We start from the raw sequence: 14,584 nt of genomic DNA, 5'->3' as shown, positions 1-14,584 counted from the left end.
TGCTCATTACGCAACAGAATGAAGGGTATGGAATGCCCTGTCAACAGGTGGGGTGTGAGTTCAGTCGTCGAGTTTGTGGATGTAGGCCACTATTCGATCGACGGTCACGAGCCGACCGATGTCCCGGTGCGGAATCCGCAGGTCGAAGACTTCTTCCAGGCGGACCGTGAGGTCGATCGCCGAGATCGAATCGAGGCCGTAATCGGCGAGTGGCGTGGCGTCGTCGAACACCGTCGGTGGCAGGACCAGGACGTCGGAGAGCGCCCGCCTGACCAGTGTCGGAACGAGATCGACCACCACTGTGAGTTCCGCTGTCATGCCGCCTCCCCCTGCGCATGTCTGCTTGAGTCACCTGACTCAGGCTGACACTACTCGACGCCGACAACGCCTTACAACGGGCGTTGTATCAGTGGAGGCCGCGCTCGGCGATCGCGTCGAGCACGTTGCCCGGGGCGCGATACGGTTCGCTGCTCCGCGGCCAGTGCACGATCACATCGGTGAATCCGAGGTCCTGAGCTCGCCCGACCAGGTCGTCGAAGTGATGGACGCTCTCGAGTGCGTTGCGCGGACCGGAGTCGAGGCTCAGATAGCGAGCGATGTCGCCGCCGCCCGGGCGATCGAGGAGGGCCTGCTCGAGGATCTCGCAGTTGCGGGCGACGCCCGCGAACCAGTCGTCCACGGTCTCGGCGCTCCCGCCGGTGGTCACCCAGCCGTCGCCGTGACGCGCGGCGAACCGGACGGATCGGGGTCCGTTGCCGGCGAGCAGCAACGGAATCCGATCACGAACAGACCCGCCCACGAGACGCATGTCGCGGATCGTGAAGAAGTCGCCGTCGGCGGAGACGTGATCCTCGCGCAGCGTGCGGTCGAGGAGCGTGGTGAACTCCTGCAGGCGGTCGACCCGTTCGCGGGCCGAGAGACCGGTCTGGCCGAGGAGTGTGTCGTCTGGGCTGCCGCCGGCGCCGAGGCCCACGAGGAGCCGTCCGTCGGCGATGTCGCTCACGGTCTGCACCTCGCGCGCCAGCGCCGCGGGGTGACGGAAGTTGGGGGAGATCACGAAGGCGCCGAGCGCAATCCGCGATGTCACCGCGGCCGCGGCGGTCAGGGTGGGGATGCAGGAGAACCACTGCGAATCGGGGAGCCCGCCCCAGACGAGGTGGTCGTAGGTCCAGGCGTGGTCGAATCCCATGGATTCCACTCGCTCCCACAACGGACGGGATTCTCGCCAGGGCCTTTCTGGCAGGATGCAGATGCCGTATCGCATGATCCGACACTAGTACCGCGGCGGGTGAACCAATACCGTTGAGCCATCCCACGTTTTCGGTGCCGACCGAGACGGCGAGCCGAGTGGAGGTCGGGAGATCCTGAGACGCGGCCTGATGATCGTGATCGCGGTACCGACACTGGTCGCCGCGATGCTCGTCGGCGACCGGGCGCACGTGCACGCGGCACCCTTCCGAACCGTTCTCGTGGCGGCGGACAGGGGAGCGTGCGCAGCAGAGCAGACCGCGGAGAAGAACATGGCGTGTGCCGTTGCGCTGACGGACATATGGCTGGCTCATCGCGGCAGGTCGTCGGCAGTGCGGCAGACGGTGCGCGTCCTCGATCCGTCGGCCGGGGTGTCGTGGAACAGCGTGAACCGGGATGTCTGCGGGTATGCACAGATCGGCACCGTGATCAGCCTGGGTCTGCACCACTGCAACTCGACCACGTTCGTCAATCCCGCAGCCGATGCCCCCCTCATCACGACGCGTGCTCGGGCGGTCACCGTGCTCCTGCACGAATCGAGTCACGGGGTGCAGGAGGCCGTCGGCCGCAAACCGGTGTCCGCCACGCTCTTCGGGCCCGCCGAGGAGATGCGGCGATTGGAGAACGCGAGTGACTGCTGGTCCGGCGCCGGCTGGGCGTGGCTGGTCGCCGACGGCCAACTGTCGGCCCGCGACCTCGCCGAGGCGACGACCTTCATGTACTCCCTTCCCGACCGGGCGAACCACGGCGCCGGACCCGAGCGGGGGCGGGCGTTCGAACGCGGTGTCGTCGAGGGCGGCGCGGCGTGCGATCAGATCCTCGGACAGCGCGCATACACATAGCGGCCGGACCGAACCGGGTGCTCGTCTGCGGGTGACGAGGCGATGCAGAATGGACGGGATCGCACCGTTCCGCTGTTTCGCTCTCGAGGAGACCAATGACCACCGCGTACGACTTCACGGCCACCGACATCGACGGGACCGCCGTCCCGTTGGCCACCTACACCGGCCTGCCGCTGCTGATCGTCAACACCGCGTCGAAGTGCGGCTTCACGCCGCAGTACCAGGGCCTCGAAACGTTGTACCGGGACTTCGGCGACCAGGGTCTGCAGGTACTCGGCTTCCCGTGCGATCAGTTCGCCCATCAGGAGCCCGGTGACGCCGAGGAGATCAAGAACTTCTGCTCGCTGACCTACGACGTCACGTTTCCGATGTTCGAGAAGGTCGACGTCAACGGGCCGGACGCGCACCCGCTGTTCGCCTGGCTGCGGGCGGAGAAGTCGGGTCTGCTCGGTGGCCGGATCAAATGGAACTTCACCAAGTTCCTCATCGGCCGTAACGGTGAGGTCGTCGACCGGTTCGCACCGGCCACCAAGCCCGAGAAGCTGACGGGCGCCATCACCGAACTCCTCTGACCCCACGGGGGTGATCACCCCTTGCATGCAAGGTTACATGCAAGGGGTGTAGCGTGCCCGTGATGACCACGACGACGGGGCCGGTCGCCGCCGAGCGGGCCTATACCCACACCAAGGCGCGGATCATCAGCGGCGAGCTACCGGGCGGCACGCTGGTGAGCGAAGGGGCGATCGGCGCCGAGCTCGGGATCAGCCGCACCCCGGTTCATGAGGCGTTTCTCCTGCTCAGCGCCGAACAGCTGCTGGAACTGGTCTCCCGCAAGGGTGCGATCGTGCGACCGATGACCCCGACCGAGGCCGCCGACGTGCTCGCCATGCGTCAGGGCATCGAATCGGCCTCGGCCGCGCAGGTGTTCGCCGCGGGCGGTCCGGGTGAGCGGTTCGCCGAGCTGCTGACCGCGAATCTCCGACTCCAGCGCGGCCATGTCGCCGCCCGCGACGTCCCCGGCTTCGTTGCCGCCGACGACGACTTCCATGCGCTGATGGTGGAGGCGTCCGGGAATCCGGTGGCCATGCACTTCTACGACGAACTACGCAGCAGGCAACAGCGACTGCGCAACCTCCTGTTGCGTGTCGATCCCGCGACGCTCGAATCGTCGTACGACGATCACCGCGAACTCGCCGACTACTTCGTCTGCGGCGAAGCCACGCGATTCACCGATGCCCTCGCCGCGCATCTCCGGCGCTATCAGGGGGCGATATGAGCCTCTCCACCGCGGAATCCGCGCCGCCCCGGGCACCGTCCCCGGCGGTGCGGCGCCCGTGGCTGCTGGTGTTCGGCGCGGTGTTCGTGTGTTCGTGGTCGGGTAACCAGTTCAGTCCGATGCTGTTGTTGTACAGGGACGTCGAGCACTATTCGGCCGGCGTGGTGACGAGCTTCCTCGGCATCTACGTCCTGGGCCTCGCACCTGCCCTGGTCATCGCGGGTGCGGTCTCCGACCACATCGGCAGGCGCACGCCGATGTTCTACGCCGTGTGCTTCGGGCTGATGGGAAGCCTGTTGCTGGCGCTCGGTGAATTCGGTTCGGTGCCCATTTATCTCGGTCGGCTCGTGGCCGGTATGTCGGTCGGTACGGCGATGGCCGTCGGGTCGAGTTGGCTCAAAGAGGTGTCGAGCGCGCCGTACGACCTGCGCGCCGGCAAGGGCGGCCGGGTGCGCGACGCCGGCGCGGGCGCCCGCCGGGCATCGCTCGCCTTCACCCTCGGCTCCGCGCTGGGCGCACTGGTCGCGGGGAGTATCGCGCAATGGGGGCCATGGCCCGAGGTGCTGCCCTACGCTCTCCATGCCGCAGCGACCCTTCCGTTCCTGTGGCTGGTCCGTCGGCCACCCGAGACGGTGACCCGGCAGGCGGCGAGCGCGGGTCTGCGCGCCCGGCTCGCGGTGCCATCGGCTCGTCACCGCCGATTCGTACGGGTCGTGCTGGTGTGCGGCCCATGGCTTTTCGCCGCCTGCGGGCTATCCTACGGGTACCTCCCGGTGCTGCTCGGCGACGAGGCCGGCGGACTCGGCCTGGCCTATGCAACCGCGCTGAGCGTCATCGCCCTCGTGTCCGGTGCGCTGATCCAACCCGTCGCGAAACGCATCGACTCGACCTCGAGTGCGCGCGGCATCGTCGTCTCACTCGCCACCCTGGCCGTCGGACTGTCGGTGATGATCGCCGCGGTCGCCACCGGCCGGCTCGTCGTGGGTGCGGTGGCGGGCGTCGTATTCGGTGCCGGATTCGGAATCGGCCTGGTCTCAGGGCTTCTCGAGGTCCAGCGGATCGCACCGCCGGCAGACCTGGCCAAGCTCACCGGTGTGTTCTATGCGATCGCCTACCTCGGGTTCGCCGTGCCCACCATCCTGGCCGCACTGACTCCGCCGTTCACGACCATCGGTCTGCTGCTGGTGTTGATGGTCCTGCTGATCTTCTCCACGCTCGCCGTGCTCGCGAGCTATCGGAAGCACCTGCCGGACGGCTGACCGTCAGCGGGCGAGATCAGACAGCGGCACATCAGGATTCGCGAGCTCCGCGGTGTCGACGGCGGCCCCGGAGGCGATGAGCGCCTTGATGTCCTCGAGCTGATCCCAGATGTTGACCTGCATCCCGGCCAGCACGCGGGCGGCGTCGTCGAGCCAGAAGACGACGAACTCGCGGCCCTCGACGTCGCCGCGGAACACCACCTGGTGGTAGTCGGTGGCCAGCCCGGCATACTCCATGCCGAGGTCGTATTGGTCGGTGAAGAAATACGGCAGATTCGAGTACTCCGCGTCGCCGCCCAACATGTTGGCGACAGCGATCGCCGGCTGGTTCAAGGCGTTGGCCCAGTGTTCGGTGCGGACGCGCCTCCCCAGTGTGGGGTGCTCGGCGTTGGCGATGTCGCCGACCGCATAGATGTCGGGATCGCTGCTCCGCAGACCTGCGGTGACCAGCACTCCGCCACCACCGGTGTCGAGCCCCGCCGCCTCGGCGAGTTCGATGTTCGGCACCGCGCCGGCCGCGATGAGCACGACGTCGGCGTCGATCGTGTCGCCGCCCTTCAGGCGCAGGCCGCGAGCGCGGCCGTCGTCACCGGTGACGATCTCGGCCACCTCGACGCCGGTGCGCAGGTCCACGCCGTGCGCGCGGTGGAGGTCGGCGAACACCTCGGCGACCTCCGCGCCCAGCGCGCCGAGCAGCGGTGCGGCGGCCGCCTCGGCGACGGTGACGTCGGCGCCGCGTTCGCGGGCCCCGGCGGCGATCTCGAGTCCGATCCATCCGCCACCGAGAATGGCGACGCGCGAGCCCTCGGTGATCGCGTCGCGCAGGCGCTCGGCGTCGTCGATGGTCCGCAGGTGATGAACGCCGTCGGCATCGGCACCCGGGAGATCGAGGTGACGGGATCGGGAGCCGGTGGCGAGCAGGAGTTTGTCGTAGTCGACGGTGGAGCCGTCCGGCAGGTGCACGGTTTTCGCTGCGGCATCGACCTTCTCGATGGTCGTACCCGGGCGGAAGTCAATCCTGTTGTCCCGATGCCACTCTCCGTCGTGCACGGTGAAGTCGTCCAGGGATTTCTTGCCGGCGAGGAACTCCTTGGACAGGGGCGGCCGCTCGTAGGGGAGGTGTTCTTCGCCGCCGAAGAGCACCACACGTCCGTCAAAGTCCTTTGCCCGTAACGCTTCGGCCGCCTTGGCGCCGGCCAAACCGCCGCCGATGATCACGATGGTTGGCATGCACTTCACTGTACGCCCGGGTGCACTACCGATCTCCCCATTCGGCGAGCGCCTCGGGAGTGGTGATGTGGTCGATGCCGCGCAGCGCGGCGCCGTGCAGCGGACCGTCGTCGCCGTGGATGCCGTCGATGACGGGTGGGGGAGCCTCTTTCCGGAAGGACATCAACCCCGCCCGGTATGCGGCGTCGAACTCGGCGGTCGCCGCCGCGCGTAGTGGTGGCGCGAGTCCGCCCAGGGTGACCACGTCGGGGTCGTGGAGGTTGACCAGACCGGCGATGCCGCGGCCCAGGGAGCCGGCCACCGTGCGGATCGCGGGACCGGTCGTCTCGTCGACGTCCGGGGCGGTCCGATGGCGGTCCAGCAGGTCGTAGCCGTAGGCGAGCGCGTTCTTCGGTTCCGGGTCACCGCGCAGAGCGGCCAGCGCGCGCCCGTCGACCGTGAGGTCCCAGCATCCGTACGCGCCACACGGGCAGCGGCGGGCGGGATCCCCGAACGGGATGTGGCCGTACTCGCCCGCGCCTCCGTGGGCGCCGACCGCCGGCACACCGTCGACGATCAGGGCACCGCCGAGACCCACCGCGATGATGAGATGCAGGGTGGTGCCGACGCCGCTCGCCGAACCGGTCCGCGCCTCGGCGAGACCGGCGAGCGTGGCGTCGTTGCCGACGAGCACCGGTAGGTCGACGTCGGCCGGCAGTTCCGACGTCACCCGCGAGAGATCGATGTCCATCCATCCACGCGGAGTGAACTGGACCAGGCGGTCGTCCATCACCGTGCCCGCAACCGACACGGACACCGCGCGTACGCGGCGGGTCTCGCGTGCGTGGATGGTCCGGATCGCGTCGGCCATGTCGGTCAGCACGCGCTGCGGGTTGCGGGCCAGGCGCCGGGCCGACGCCTCCACGGTGGGCCTGCCGTCGATGTCGGCGGTCGCGACCCGCCAGCCGTTGGTGGACAGCTCGGCGGCGATCACGATCGGCCCGCGCGGGTGGGGTCGGAGAATGGTGGTCGGACGTCCGCGGCCGTGGACGGGGGCCGGCGCCTCGTCGAGGAGGTCGATGCGACGGAGTCGAGCCGACAACTCGGTGGCGGCACCGCTGCCGATACCCAGTTCGTGGGCGGCCGCGGCACGTGTGATGTCGGGTTTCGTCCGCACCAGATCGATCAGTCGCGCGGTGGTGAACCAGCGCGACGGTGTCGCGCCGGTCGGCTGGGAGGTCACCGGGTCATTATCGCTTTCTATTAAACTCTGAAACAGAGTATATTCGTGCGGGTGCCCACGATGACCACCGACGTGACGGCCCCCGAGCGGGGCGTCCGCGAGAACCTGCCTGCGCTGTTGTCGCTGGGCATCGCCGCATGTCTGGCCGTCACGACCGAGATGTTGCCCGTCGGGCTGCTGCCCGCGATCGGTGACGCGTTCGGCGTCGCGGATTCGACGATGGGGCTGCTCGTCACGGTGTTCGCCACGATGGTGGCGGTCTTCGCCGTTCCGCTGACGATCGCGACCACGCGGTTGCGTCGCAAGCCCTTGATCCTGGCGACGGTGGGGGCGTATCTGGTCAGCAACCTGCTGATCGCCACCGCGCCCACCTTCGCGTTCGTCGCGGGTGGCCGCGTGCTCGGCGGCATCGCGCACGCCCTCTTCTTCTCCGTGTGTATCGGGTACGTCCCGCGTCTGGTGGAGCGGGGCCAGGTCGGCCGGGGGTTGGCAGTCGTGGCCGGCGGCTCGACTGCGGGCTTCGTGCTCGGTGTCCCGCTGTCGACCACACTCGGGGCGGCGGTGGGCTGGCGCAATGCCTTCGGTCTGTTGGCCGTGCTGGCCGTCGTCACGGGGGTGCTGATCGTACGTTTCCTGCCCGCCGTCGGGGGCGCGCCCGCGGGCCGGCGGATCGAGACGCCCGGCGCACGCAGAGGTCTCAGCATCGTGGTGACCTCCAACATGCTGACCTTCATCGGCCAGTACACGGTCTACACGTACATCAGCGTGGTGCTGCTGACCGCGGGTGCCGACGAATCGTGGATCGGACCTCTGCTCCTGCTGTGCGGTCTGTGTGGCCTGCTCGGACTCGCATGTGCCGGCCGGACCATCGACCCGCGGCCGGCCGCCACGGTCCTCACCGTCCTCGGCCTGCTCGCCGCCGCGATCGTCGGTGTCGGGTTGTCACACCAGTGGCTCGTCGTCCTGGTGATCGTGGTGGCACTGTGGAACGGCGTTTTCGGCGGCGTCCCGTCGATCTTCCAGTCCGTCGCGGTGCGCGCGTTCCCCGATGCCCCGGAGATCGCCGGCGCCTGGATCAACGCGACGTCCAACGTCGGCATCGCGGTGGGCGCGGTCTTGGGTGGTGCGGTCATCTCATCGTCGTCCGCGACCTCGTATCTGGCATGTATCGGCGCGGGTTTCGTCGTGCTGGGCCTGGCGGTCGCGCTCATCGGGCGGCGCGCCTTCGGCGGCTAGTGCCGAGACGCCGGTCACGCGGTGACGAGCGTCCACAGTCCGTCGCGTCCCGCGTCGAGGGCCGCGGCCATGACGGGTCATTCGCCGACATCTCGGCGGTGGTTACCTGATCATGGAACCACCGATCACGAAAGGTGGGCGATGAACGGCAGGACGATTGCGACGGCCGCGCTGGGTCAGTTCAAGAAGGCCCGGGTGGCGTATCTGAAATTGCGGGGGCAGACCCCCGACACCGTCGCCGAGCAACGGGTCGTCAGCGGGACATCGTGGGACGAGTTCTGCGACACCCTCAAGTCGGCCGGTGCTGCGATCGTCTTCCCGGGCACGCCGACCGATCCGCTGACCCAGGCGGAGGGCTACCGCTACCTCAGCCGACTCACCCGCGCAGGCCTCGAGGCGTTCGTCGAGTACGCGGATCCCCGGGCGCCGGTGCTGCGGCGCATGATCCACGAGACCGCCAAGATGGGTTCGGACAACCCGGACAACCACTACATGAACGCCACCATCGACGGCACACTCGACTACCGCATCACCGGTACCCGTGGCACGGTCGACTACCTCGGCTTCGGCACCCAGGAAGGAAACTACGGTGAGGGCGGCCAGATGCCGACCACCGGTTACGTGGAGGCCGCCGACCTGGAGATCGGGCCCGACGGCAGATTCGAGCTCATCCTCAGCGCCACCGAGCACGAGGGCAACTGGCTGTCGATGACGGCGGCGACCGGGCTGCTGATCGTCCGGCAGACCTTCGCGGATCGGTCCACGGAGGTCCCCGCCGACCTGCACATCGAGCTGCTCGCCGGGTCGGCGGCCCCGGAACCGTTGACACCCGCGCAACTGGATGCGGGTCTGGGCAAGGCGAGTCTGCTCGTCGCCGGCGCGTCGATGCTGTTCGCGAAATGGGCGAGGGACTTTCAGAAACACACCAACGAACTGCCGATGTTCGATCCGGAGCGGTCCACCAAGGCCGGCGGGGACCCGAACATCATCTACTACCACAGCTATTGGCGTCTGGGCCTCAAAGAGGCGTTGGTGATCGACAGTGAGATCCCGGACTGCGACGGCTGGAACTTCCAGTTGGACAATCATTGGCTCGAGTCCCTCGACTACCGGTACCACACCATCCACGTCAACAAGCACACCGCGACGTACCGGCCCGACGGAAGCGTCCGGATCATCGTCACCCACCGGGATCCTGGTCTGCCCAACTGGATCGACACGACCGGACATGACTGTGGCGCGATGTCCTTCCGCTGGATTCGGGCGACGACCCATCCGCAACCGCGCACCCGGGTGGTCCCGATCTCTGAACTCGCACAGCTGGATTGACGATGACGGTCACGTTCGTGCCGTTCCGGCGCCGCCCGATCCGGCTGATCAATCGGATCGGGGAAGTCATGGGTGCGCGTGGTGTCTCGCCGGTCGACCTCACCGCGGACGCTCTCCGCCGCCGTGCGGAGAAGACGACCGGACTGCCCTGGTCGGCAGACCCGCAGGCCGACGAGGCGCTCGACGTCTTGTGCGCGGCGATCGTCGACGAGGCGAAGCTCAGCCTGTTCGGCTCACTCGTCATCCGTGCCCGGATGCACGGCATACTCTGCACCCGACTCCGGGTGGCCGAGTTGATCCGAGCCCGTCCGGAGATCCTCGCGACGCCCATCGAACCGCCGATCGTGATCGCCGGTCTGCAGCGCAGCGGAACCACGATGCTGCACCGGCTCATCGCGGCCGACCCGGACATGCGCGCGGTCGGCTCGTGGGAGGTCATCCATCTGCTGCCGGGCTCGAGGGAGAAGCCGGGCAAGCCGACCCTGCGACTCGCGGAGACGAAGCTCGCGGAACTGGCGTTGCGCTACCTCAGCCCGCAGTTCTTCGCGATCCATGCGGTGGAGGCGGACGGACCCGAGGAAGACGTTCTGCTGCAAGAATATTCATTGCTCTCGCAGGTTCCCGAGGCGATGCTCGACGTGCCGTCCTACTCGGCGTGGCTGCGACGTCAGGACATGCGCGGATCGTATGCGTATCTCAAGACGTTGCTGCAGATCCTGCACACCCAGAACCCTCGCCCGCGCTGGGTGCTGAAGACGCCCGCGCACTTGGAGAATCTCGACGCATTGCTCGATGTCTTCCCCGACGCGGTCATCGTGCAGACGCATCGTGACCCTGTCCGCACGACCGCGTCGTTCTCCAGCATGCTCGCGCACGGGCATTCGATGTTCAGCGACCATGTCGACGCAGAATCCGTTGCCCGGCACTGGCTCGAACTCAACCGCGACATGGTCGACCGGGCTCTCGACGTCCGGGGCCGGCATCCCGACGTGTTCGTCGACGTCCGGTACGACGACCTGATGGACGATCCGATCGCCCAGGTCGAACGAATCTATACGGCAGCGGGTTTCGCACTGACCGATGGAATCCGCGTCGAGATGGAGCGGCATCGCGAGGGACATGGCCAACACTCGCACGGCGTGCACACCTACACCCTCGAGGAGTTCGGCCTGACTCCGGACGAGGTCGCCGAAGTCTATGCGCGCTATCGGGCCGCATTCGGCCTCTGAACGTCAGAGCGGCCAGGACGTCCCGGTCAGTTCTTCCCCCTTGGCCCACAGCCGCGCTGCCAGGTCGAAATCGCAAGCGACCGAGGATCGTCCGAACAGCACCGGCTTCCCCCGCAGCGCCCAGAGGCCGTCGACGCCGACGTAGCTGCCCGGCGCGATCGGTTCGGTCAAGCAGTACAACGTGGTCTCCGCGCCGGCATCGACATCGTTGGCGAACCTGGACGCGGCACCCTGCACCGCCCGGTGCGCGACGCCGAGATGCGGTTTGTTGGAGATGTTCGACGCGACCCAGCCCGGCGTCGTGAGCATCGCGCTGACCGGTGAGCTCGCGGCGCGGAGGCGGCGGTCGAGTTCGAGGCCCCACACCATCACCGCCAATTTCGACCGTGCATACGCCCGCGGCGGACTCCACGATGCGCGCACCAGGTCGAGATCGTCGGGATCGATCCGGGCGCCGCGGTGGGCGTCGGAGGCGACCGAGACTATCTGCCGGGTGATCCGCGGCAGCAGCAGATTCGTGAGTGCGAACGGGCCGAAGAAGTTGGTGCCGATACCCAGTTCGAACCCGTCCGTCGTGGTCCGGTGCTGATGCGGGAACACGCCGGCATTGTTGATGAGGTAGTCGATCGGACCGTCGAGTTGTTCGGTGAACTGCCGTACCGACGCCAGGTCGGCGAGATCGAGATGGATGACCTCGCAGTCGCCGCCGAACTCGTGTGCCCTCCGCATGCCCAGCTCGACGTCGCGGACCGCGAGCACGACGCGGAGTCCGGCGACGGCGAGCGCACGCGCGGTCGCCATGCCCAGCCCGTTGGTCGCACCGGTCACCACGGCGCGACGGCCGGCGAGGGCAGTCAGTTTCTCGTTCTCGTCCATGACCTCCGAGGGTAGGCAGCAGCGAACGAAGATTGTCCCGAGTGAGACGAATTGCTAATTTGGTCTCATGACTGCGACGACGGATACCTCCACCGTCCTGCCCCGACGGCACCGGTCCGCCGACGCCCGCGGCCGTCAGATGGGTCGCCTGCTGCGTCTCTACTGGAATCTGCGCGAGCCGTCGGACGCCGAACTCGCCGCACTGGGCGAGCGGTTGATGAAGCGAGACGAGCCCGCGGCGGCACTGGTACGTGCGATGCGCCTGCCCAAGGACGATCCCGAACGCGTCAGCATGGGCGGCTTCCACCACGCGCTGGACGTGGGCGTGTCCGAGGACGATCCCCGCGCGCTGCGCGACTTCTTCGCCCAGGTGGAGGCCACCCCGTCGTGGGTCGACCGGGACCTCTGCGAGCGCGGCGCCACGGTCTTCCGTCGGTTCGGGCAGAACGCCGACGACGTGCTGCTCCAACTCTCCCTGATCGGCGGCTATCGGTTCGGTGGACCGGTCGACCTCCTCGCGGAGACGGGCGGGCTGTCGGGCGCCACCACCAAACGGCGTCTCGGTGAGACACAGACGTGGGCCATCGCCGTCGGTCGCGAGGGTGGGATGGACCGGCACGGCGAGGGCTGGAAGCTCACCGTGCACGTCCGGCTGATGCACGCACTGGTCAATGCGTCGTTCGAGCGCAACGGCCGATGGGACAGCACGGAGTGGGGGCTGCCGATCAACCAGAGCGACCTCGCGTCGACGCTGAACCTCTTCAGCGGTGCCCTGATGATGGGAGTGCGGGCGCTCGGTGTGCCGATCGGTCGCGACGACTCCCGGGCGATGATGCACCTGTGGAAGTACGTCGGATGGCTGATCGGGGTCGACGACGACTGGCTGTTCGACGACGAGCGCGACCAACACCAACTGAGCTATGCGATCCTGCTGTCGCAGGCCGACGTCTCGGCCGCCGGACCCCAACTCGCCAACGCACTCGTGGACGTCCAGCGCGACCTGAACTACCGACACCTGCCCGCACTGTCGGCCCGCTACACCCGCGAACGTCTCCTCAGCATGCTGGAGGGATTCCTGGGTGCCCGCGGCATGCGTGATCTCGAACTGCCGCATCGCCTTCCGTGGGCGTTCGGGACCGCCTGGGTGCGCAATACGGTCAGTTATCGACTCATCGGGCGGACGCCGGTCGGTGACCGATACCTGGAGTGGCGCGGACGGCGGGCACGTGACCGCGCCCTGTACCGGCACTTCGGGGACTCCGGAGCCGAGATCGGTTCCCTGCCCACGGAATAGGTCGCGTCAACTGCGCTCAGAACAGCCGCGACCCCCGGATGTGTTCGGGTTCTTCGAGTTCGAGCAGTCGGCGCTTGCGGTCCAGGCCACCGGCGTAGCCGGTCAGCGATCCATCAGCACCGATGACCCGATGGCACGGGATGAACACTCCGATCGGATTCTGTCCGAGTGCTCGACCGACGCGCTGCGCGAGGAATCGGTCGCCGAGTCGGGTGGCCAACTCGCCGTAAGTGGTCGTCTCCCCGTATGGCACGTCGCGCAACGCTGCCCAGACCTCGCCGGCGAACTCGTCGCCGTCGGCGCGCAACGGGATGTCGAAGTCCGTGCGGTTCCCGGCGAGATACTCGGTGAGCTGCGCGGCCGCGCGGTCCAGCACCGGATCACCTTCGGGGGCCGTGCGCTCGCCGAATGCGGGCGTGTCGTCGGCGTCGAACCAGCAGCCGATGAGGACGTCGCCGTCGGCGACCAGCGTCGTGTCGCCGAGTGACGTGGAGATCGTCGTGTGACGTACGGTGCTCATTGCTCATTGCTCGGAGATCGGTCCGGCCGGCAGGTTGCCGCTTGCGACATTGCGCGCACTCGTGAACCGATGCAGTGCGGCGACCTCGGCGTCGACCCGATCGAGGTGGCGCTCCGCGATCCCGGCATACACCTTGTCCATGATGCGTGATGCCAGAACGGGTTTGAGCCAGGCGGCGAGCGCGACCCACGACGGGACGTACACCCGACGACTACGCCGGGCCAGACCACGCGTCATTGCCGCCGCGCAGTCGTCGACCGAGATGATCGCCCGCATCGGGGCGGGGAGTTCGTCGAGTGCGTCGAAGAACGACGGCAGATCGGCCGACGCGTCCTGGACCAACGGTGTGTCGATGAACAACATGTGGGCCGAACCCACCGCCACCCCGCGGTATCCGATCTCCGCGCGTAGCGACGACGCGAGGTGATCGACTGCGGCCTTGCTCGCGTTGTACGGGGAGTGGCCCAGTAGCGGGACGAACGCTGCCGCCGACGACACGACGAGGATGTAACCCTTGCGCTCGATGACGGAGGGCAGGGCGGCCCGAAACGTGTGGAAGATCCCCGTCAGATTGACGTCGACGACGCGGGCGAACGCCGCCGGGTCGACGACGCCCAATGAGCCATACGACGCCATGCCGGCGTTGGCGAGCACGAGGTCGATCCCACCGAAACGCGCAACACCCTCGTCGACTGCCGCCTGGACCTGAGCGAAGTCGGAGACGTCGACACGACGCGCGATCGCATGATCCGCCCCGATCTCGTCAGCGAGGTCGCGCAGGGGTGGCTCGTCGATGTCCAGGAGGATGAGGTCGGTGCCGTGCCGTGCCAGCGAAAGCGCTGTGGCCCTGCCGATACCGCGCGCCGCACCGGTGACGACGGCGACCTTTCCGGACAGCGCCGCCAGGTCGTTCGACGATGATCGGGGCATGCGCAGTGCGGGCATGGTCGGCTCCTCGCGGAGGTTCATCGGGCGGTGTCAGTATGCCCTCCCACACGCTTGCTGTACATGCTGGTGAGGACT

15 protein-coding genes are annotated in these 14,584 nt (G+C 67.9%); 8 read left to right on the top strand and 7 right to left on the bottom strand.

The features are described 5' to 3' along the window. Nucleotides 1-60: 60 nt before the first annotated feature. Together D7316_RS15605 and D7316_RS15600 are read right to left on the bottom strand one after the other, a co-directional pair. Nucleotides 61-318, bottom strand: coding sequence for an acyl carrier protein (locus D7316_RS15605; RefSeq protein WP_124709058.1), 258 nt, complete (start codon nucleotides 316-318; stop codon nucleotides 61-63). Nucleotides 319-406: 88 nt separating this feature from the next. Continuing rightward, nucleotides 407-1,264, bottom strand: coding sequence for an LLM class flavin-dependent oxidoreductase (locus D7316_RS15600; RefSeq protein ID WP_124709057.1), 858 nt, complete (start codon nucleotides 1,262-1,264; stop codon nucleotides 407-409). 115 nt (nucleotides 1,265-1,379) lie between these two features. Here D7316_RS15600 and D7316_RS15595 point away from each other — a divergent pair, with 115 nt between their 5' ends. From D7316_RS15595 to D7316_RS15580, 4 genes are all read left to right on the top strand, one after another. Further along, nucleotides 1,380-2,090, top strand: coding sequence for a hypothetical protein (locus D7316_RS15595; protein WP_124709056.1), 711 nt, complete (start codon nucleotides 1,380-1,382; stop codon nucleotides 2,088-2,090). Nucleotides 2,091-2,185: 95 nt separating this feature from the next. After that, nucleotides 2,186-2,662 (top strand): glutathione peroxidase, encoded by a 477-nt coding sequence (locus tag D7316_RS15590; RefSeq protein ID WP_124709055.1) that lies wholly within the window; start codon nucleotides 2,186-2,188, stop codon nucleotides 2,660-2,662. Nucleotides 2,663-2,724: 62 nt separating this feature from the next. Continuing rightward, the gene (locus D7316_RS15585; protein ID WP_124709054.1) at nucleotides 2,725-3,366 is read left to right on the top strand and encodes a GntR family transcriptional regulator; all 642 of its coding nucleotides are present in this window, start codon (nucleotides 2,725-2,727) and stop codon (nucleotides 3,364-3,366) included. Next, nucleotides 3,363-4,625 (top strand): MFS transporter, encoded by a 1,263-nt coding sequence (locus D7316_RS15580; protein WP_124709053.1) that lies wholly within the window; start codon nucleotides 3,363-3,365, stop codon nucleotides 4,623-4,625. The genes D7316_RS15585 and D7316_RS15580 overlap by 4 nt, the downstream gene beginning before the upstream one ends. A gap of 3 nt (nucleotides 4,626-4,628) precedes the next feature. On the opposite strand, the gene D7316_RS15575 is transcribed toward D7316_RS15580, so the two are convergent. Together D7316_RS15575 and D7316_RS15570 are read right to left on the bottom strand one after the other, a co-directional pair. Next, nucleotides 4,629-5,855, bottom strand: a complete 1,227-nt coding sequence (locus D7316_RS15575; RefSeq protein ID WP_124709052.1) for an NAD(P)/FAD-dependent oxidoreductase — start codon at nucleotides 5,853-5,855, stop codon at nucleotides 4,629-4,631. 25 nt (nucleotides 5,856-5,880) lie between these two features. Further along, nucleotides 5,881-7,077, bottom strand: a complete 1,197-nt coding sequence (locus D7316_RS15570; RefSeq protein ID WP_232016930.1) for an ROK family protein — start codon at nucleotides 7,075-7,077, stop codon at nucleotides 5,881-5,883. Between the two features lie 60 nt (nucleotides 7,078-7,137). Here D7316_RS15570 and D7316_RS15565 point away from each other — a divergent pair, with 60 nt between their 5' ends. The 3 genes from D7316_RS15565 (at nucleotide 7,138) to D7316_RS15555 (ending at nucleotide 10,871) form a co-directional block, all read left to right on the top strand. Then, a complete protein-coding gene (locus tag D7316_RS15565) occupies nucleotides 7,138-8,313 on the top strand; it encodes an MFS transporter (protein ID WP_124711374.1) in 1,176 nt (391 codons plus the stop codon). A 141-nt stretch (nucleotides 8,314-8,454) separates the two neighbouring features. Further along, the gene (locus tag D7316_RS15560) at nucleotides 8,455-9,642 is read left to right on the top strand and encodes a hypothetical protein (RefSeq protein WP_124709051.1); all 1,188 of its coding nucleotides are present in this window, start codon (nucleotides 8,455-8,457) and stop codon (nucleotides 9,640-9,642) included. Between the two features lie 2 nt (nucleotides 9,643-9,644). Next, a complete protein-coding gene (locus tag D7316_RS15555; RefSeq protein WP_124709050.1) occupies nucleotides 9,645-10,871 on the top strand; it encodes a sulfotransferase family protein in 1,227 nt (408 codons plus the stop codon). 3 nt (nucleotides 10,872-10,874) lie between these two features. On the opposite strand, the gene D7316_RS15550 is transcribed toward D7316_RS15555, so the two are convergent. Beyond that, nucleotides 10,875-11,747 carry an SDR family NAD(P)-dependent oxidoreductase gene (locus tag D7316_RS15550; protein WP_124709049.1) on the bottom strand — a complete coding sequence of 291 codons (873 nt, stop codon included), beginning with the start codon at nucleotides 11,745-11,747 and terminating at the stop codon, nucleotides 10,875-10,877. Nucleotides 11,748-11,814: 67 nt separating this feature from the next. Between D7316_RS15550 and D7316_RS15545 the strand changes: the two genes are divergently transcribed. Then, entirely contained in the window at nucleotides 11,815-13,041 is a 1,227-nt protein-coding gene (locus D7316_RS15545; protein ID WP_124709048.1) for an oxygenase MpaB family protein, read from the top strand. A gap of 16 nt (nucleotides 13,042-13,057) precedes the next feature. Here D7316_RS15545 and D7316_RS15540 read toward each other — a convergent pair whose 3' ends face one another. Beyond that, nucleotides 13,058-13,561 (bottom strand): methylated-DNA--[protein]-cysteine S-methyltransferase, encoded by a 504-nt coding sequence (locus tag D7316_RS15540; protein WP_124709047.1) that lies wholly within the window; start codon nucleotides 13,559-13,561, stop codon nucleotides 13,058-13,060. Between the two features lie 3 nt (nucleotides 13,562-13,564). Continuing rightward, entirely contained in the window at nucleotides 13,565-14,467 is a 903-nt protein-coding gene (locus D7316_RS15535) for an SDR family oxidoreductase (RefSeq protein WP_408610072.1), read from the bottom strand. Nucleotides 14,468-14,584: the final 117 nt, after the last annotated feature.

The organism is Gordonia insulae (assembly GCF_003855095.1).
Taxonomy (GTDB): Bacteria; Actinomycetota; Actinomycetes; order Mycobacteriales; family Mycobacteriaceae; genus Gordonia; species Gordonia insulae.
This window is presented reverse-complemented; position numbering and strand designations above follow the sequence as displayed.

Coding starts and splice junctions, on each gene's coding strand:
- D7316_RS15605 (WP_124709058.1), bottom strand. CDS start 318: ATGACAGCGGAACTCACAGTGGTGGTCGATCTCGTTCCGACACTGGTC.
- D7316_RS15600 (WP_124709057.1), bottom strand. CDS start 1,264: ATGCGATACGGCATCTGCATCCTGCCAGAAAGGCCCTGGCGAGAATCC.
- D7316_RS15595 (WP_124709056.1), top strand. CDS start 1,380: ATGATCGTGATCGCGGTACCGACACTGGTCGCCGCGATGCTCGTCGGC.
- D7316_RS15590 (WP_124709055.1), top strand. CDS start 2,186: ATGACCACCGCGTACGACTTCACGGCCACCGACATCGACGGGACCGCC.
- D7316_RS15585 (WP_124709054.1), top strand. CDS start 2,725: ATGACCACGACGACGGGGCCGGTCGCCGCCGAGCGGGCCTATACCCAC.
- D7316_RS15580 (WP_124709053.1), top strand. CDS start 3,363: ATGAGCCTCTCCACCGCGGAATCCGCGCCGCCCCGGGCACCGTCCCCG.
- D7316_RS15575 (WP_124709052.1), bottom strand. CDS start 5,855: ATGCCAACCATCGTGATCATCGGCGGCGGTTTGGCCGGCGCCAAGGCG.
- D7316_RS15565 (WP_124711374.1), top strand. CDS start 7,138: ATGACCACCGACGTGACGGCCCCCGAGCGGGGCGTCCGCGAGAACCTG.
- D7316_RS15560 (WP_124709051.1), top strand. CDS start 8,455: ATGAACGGCAGGACGATTGCGACGGCCGCGCTGGGTCAGTTCAAGAAG.
- D7316_RS15555 (WP_124709050.1), top strand. CDS start 9,645: ATGACGGTCACGTTCGTGCCGTTCCGGCGCCGCCCGATCCGGCTGATC.
- D7316_RS15550 (WP_124709049.1), bottom strand. CDS start 11,747: ATGGACGAGAACGAGAAACTGACTGCCCTCGCCGGCCGTCGCGCCGTG.
- D7316_RS15545 (WP_124709048.1), top strand. CDS start 11,815: ATGACTGCGACGACGGATACCTCCACCGTCCTGCCCCGACGGCACCGG.
- D7316_RS15540 (WP_124709047.1), bottom strand. CDS start 13,561: ATGAGCACCGTACGTCACACGACGATCTCCACGTCACTCGGCGACACG.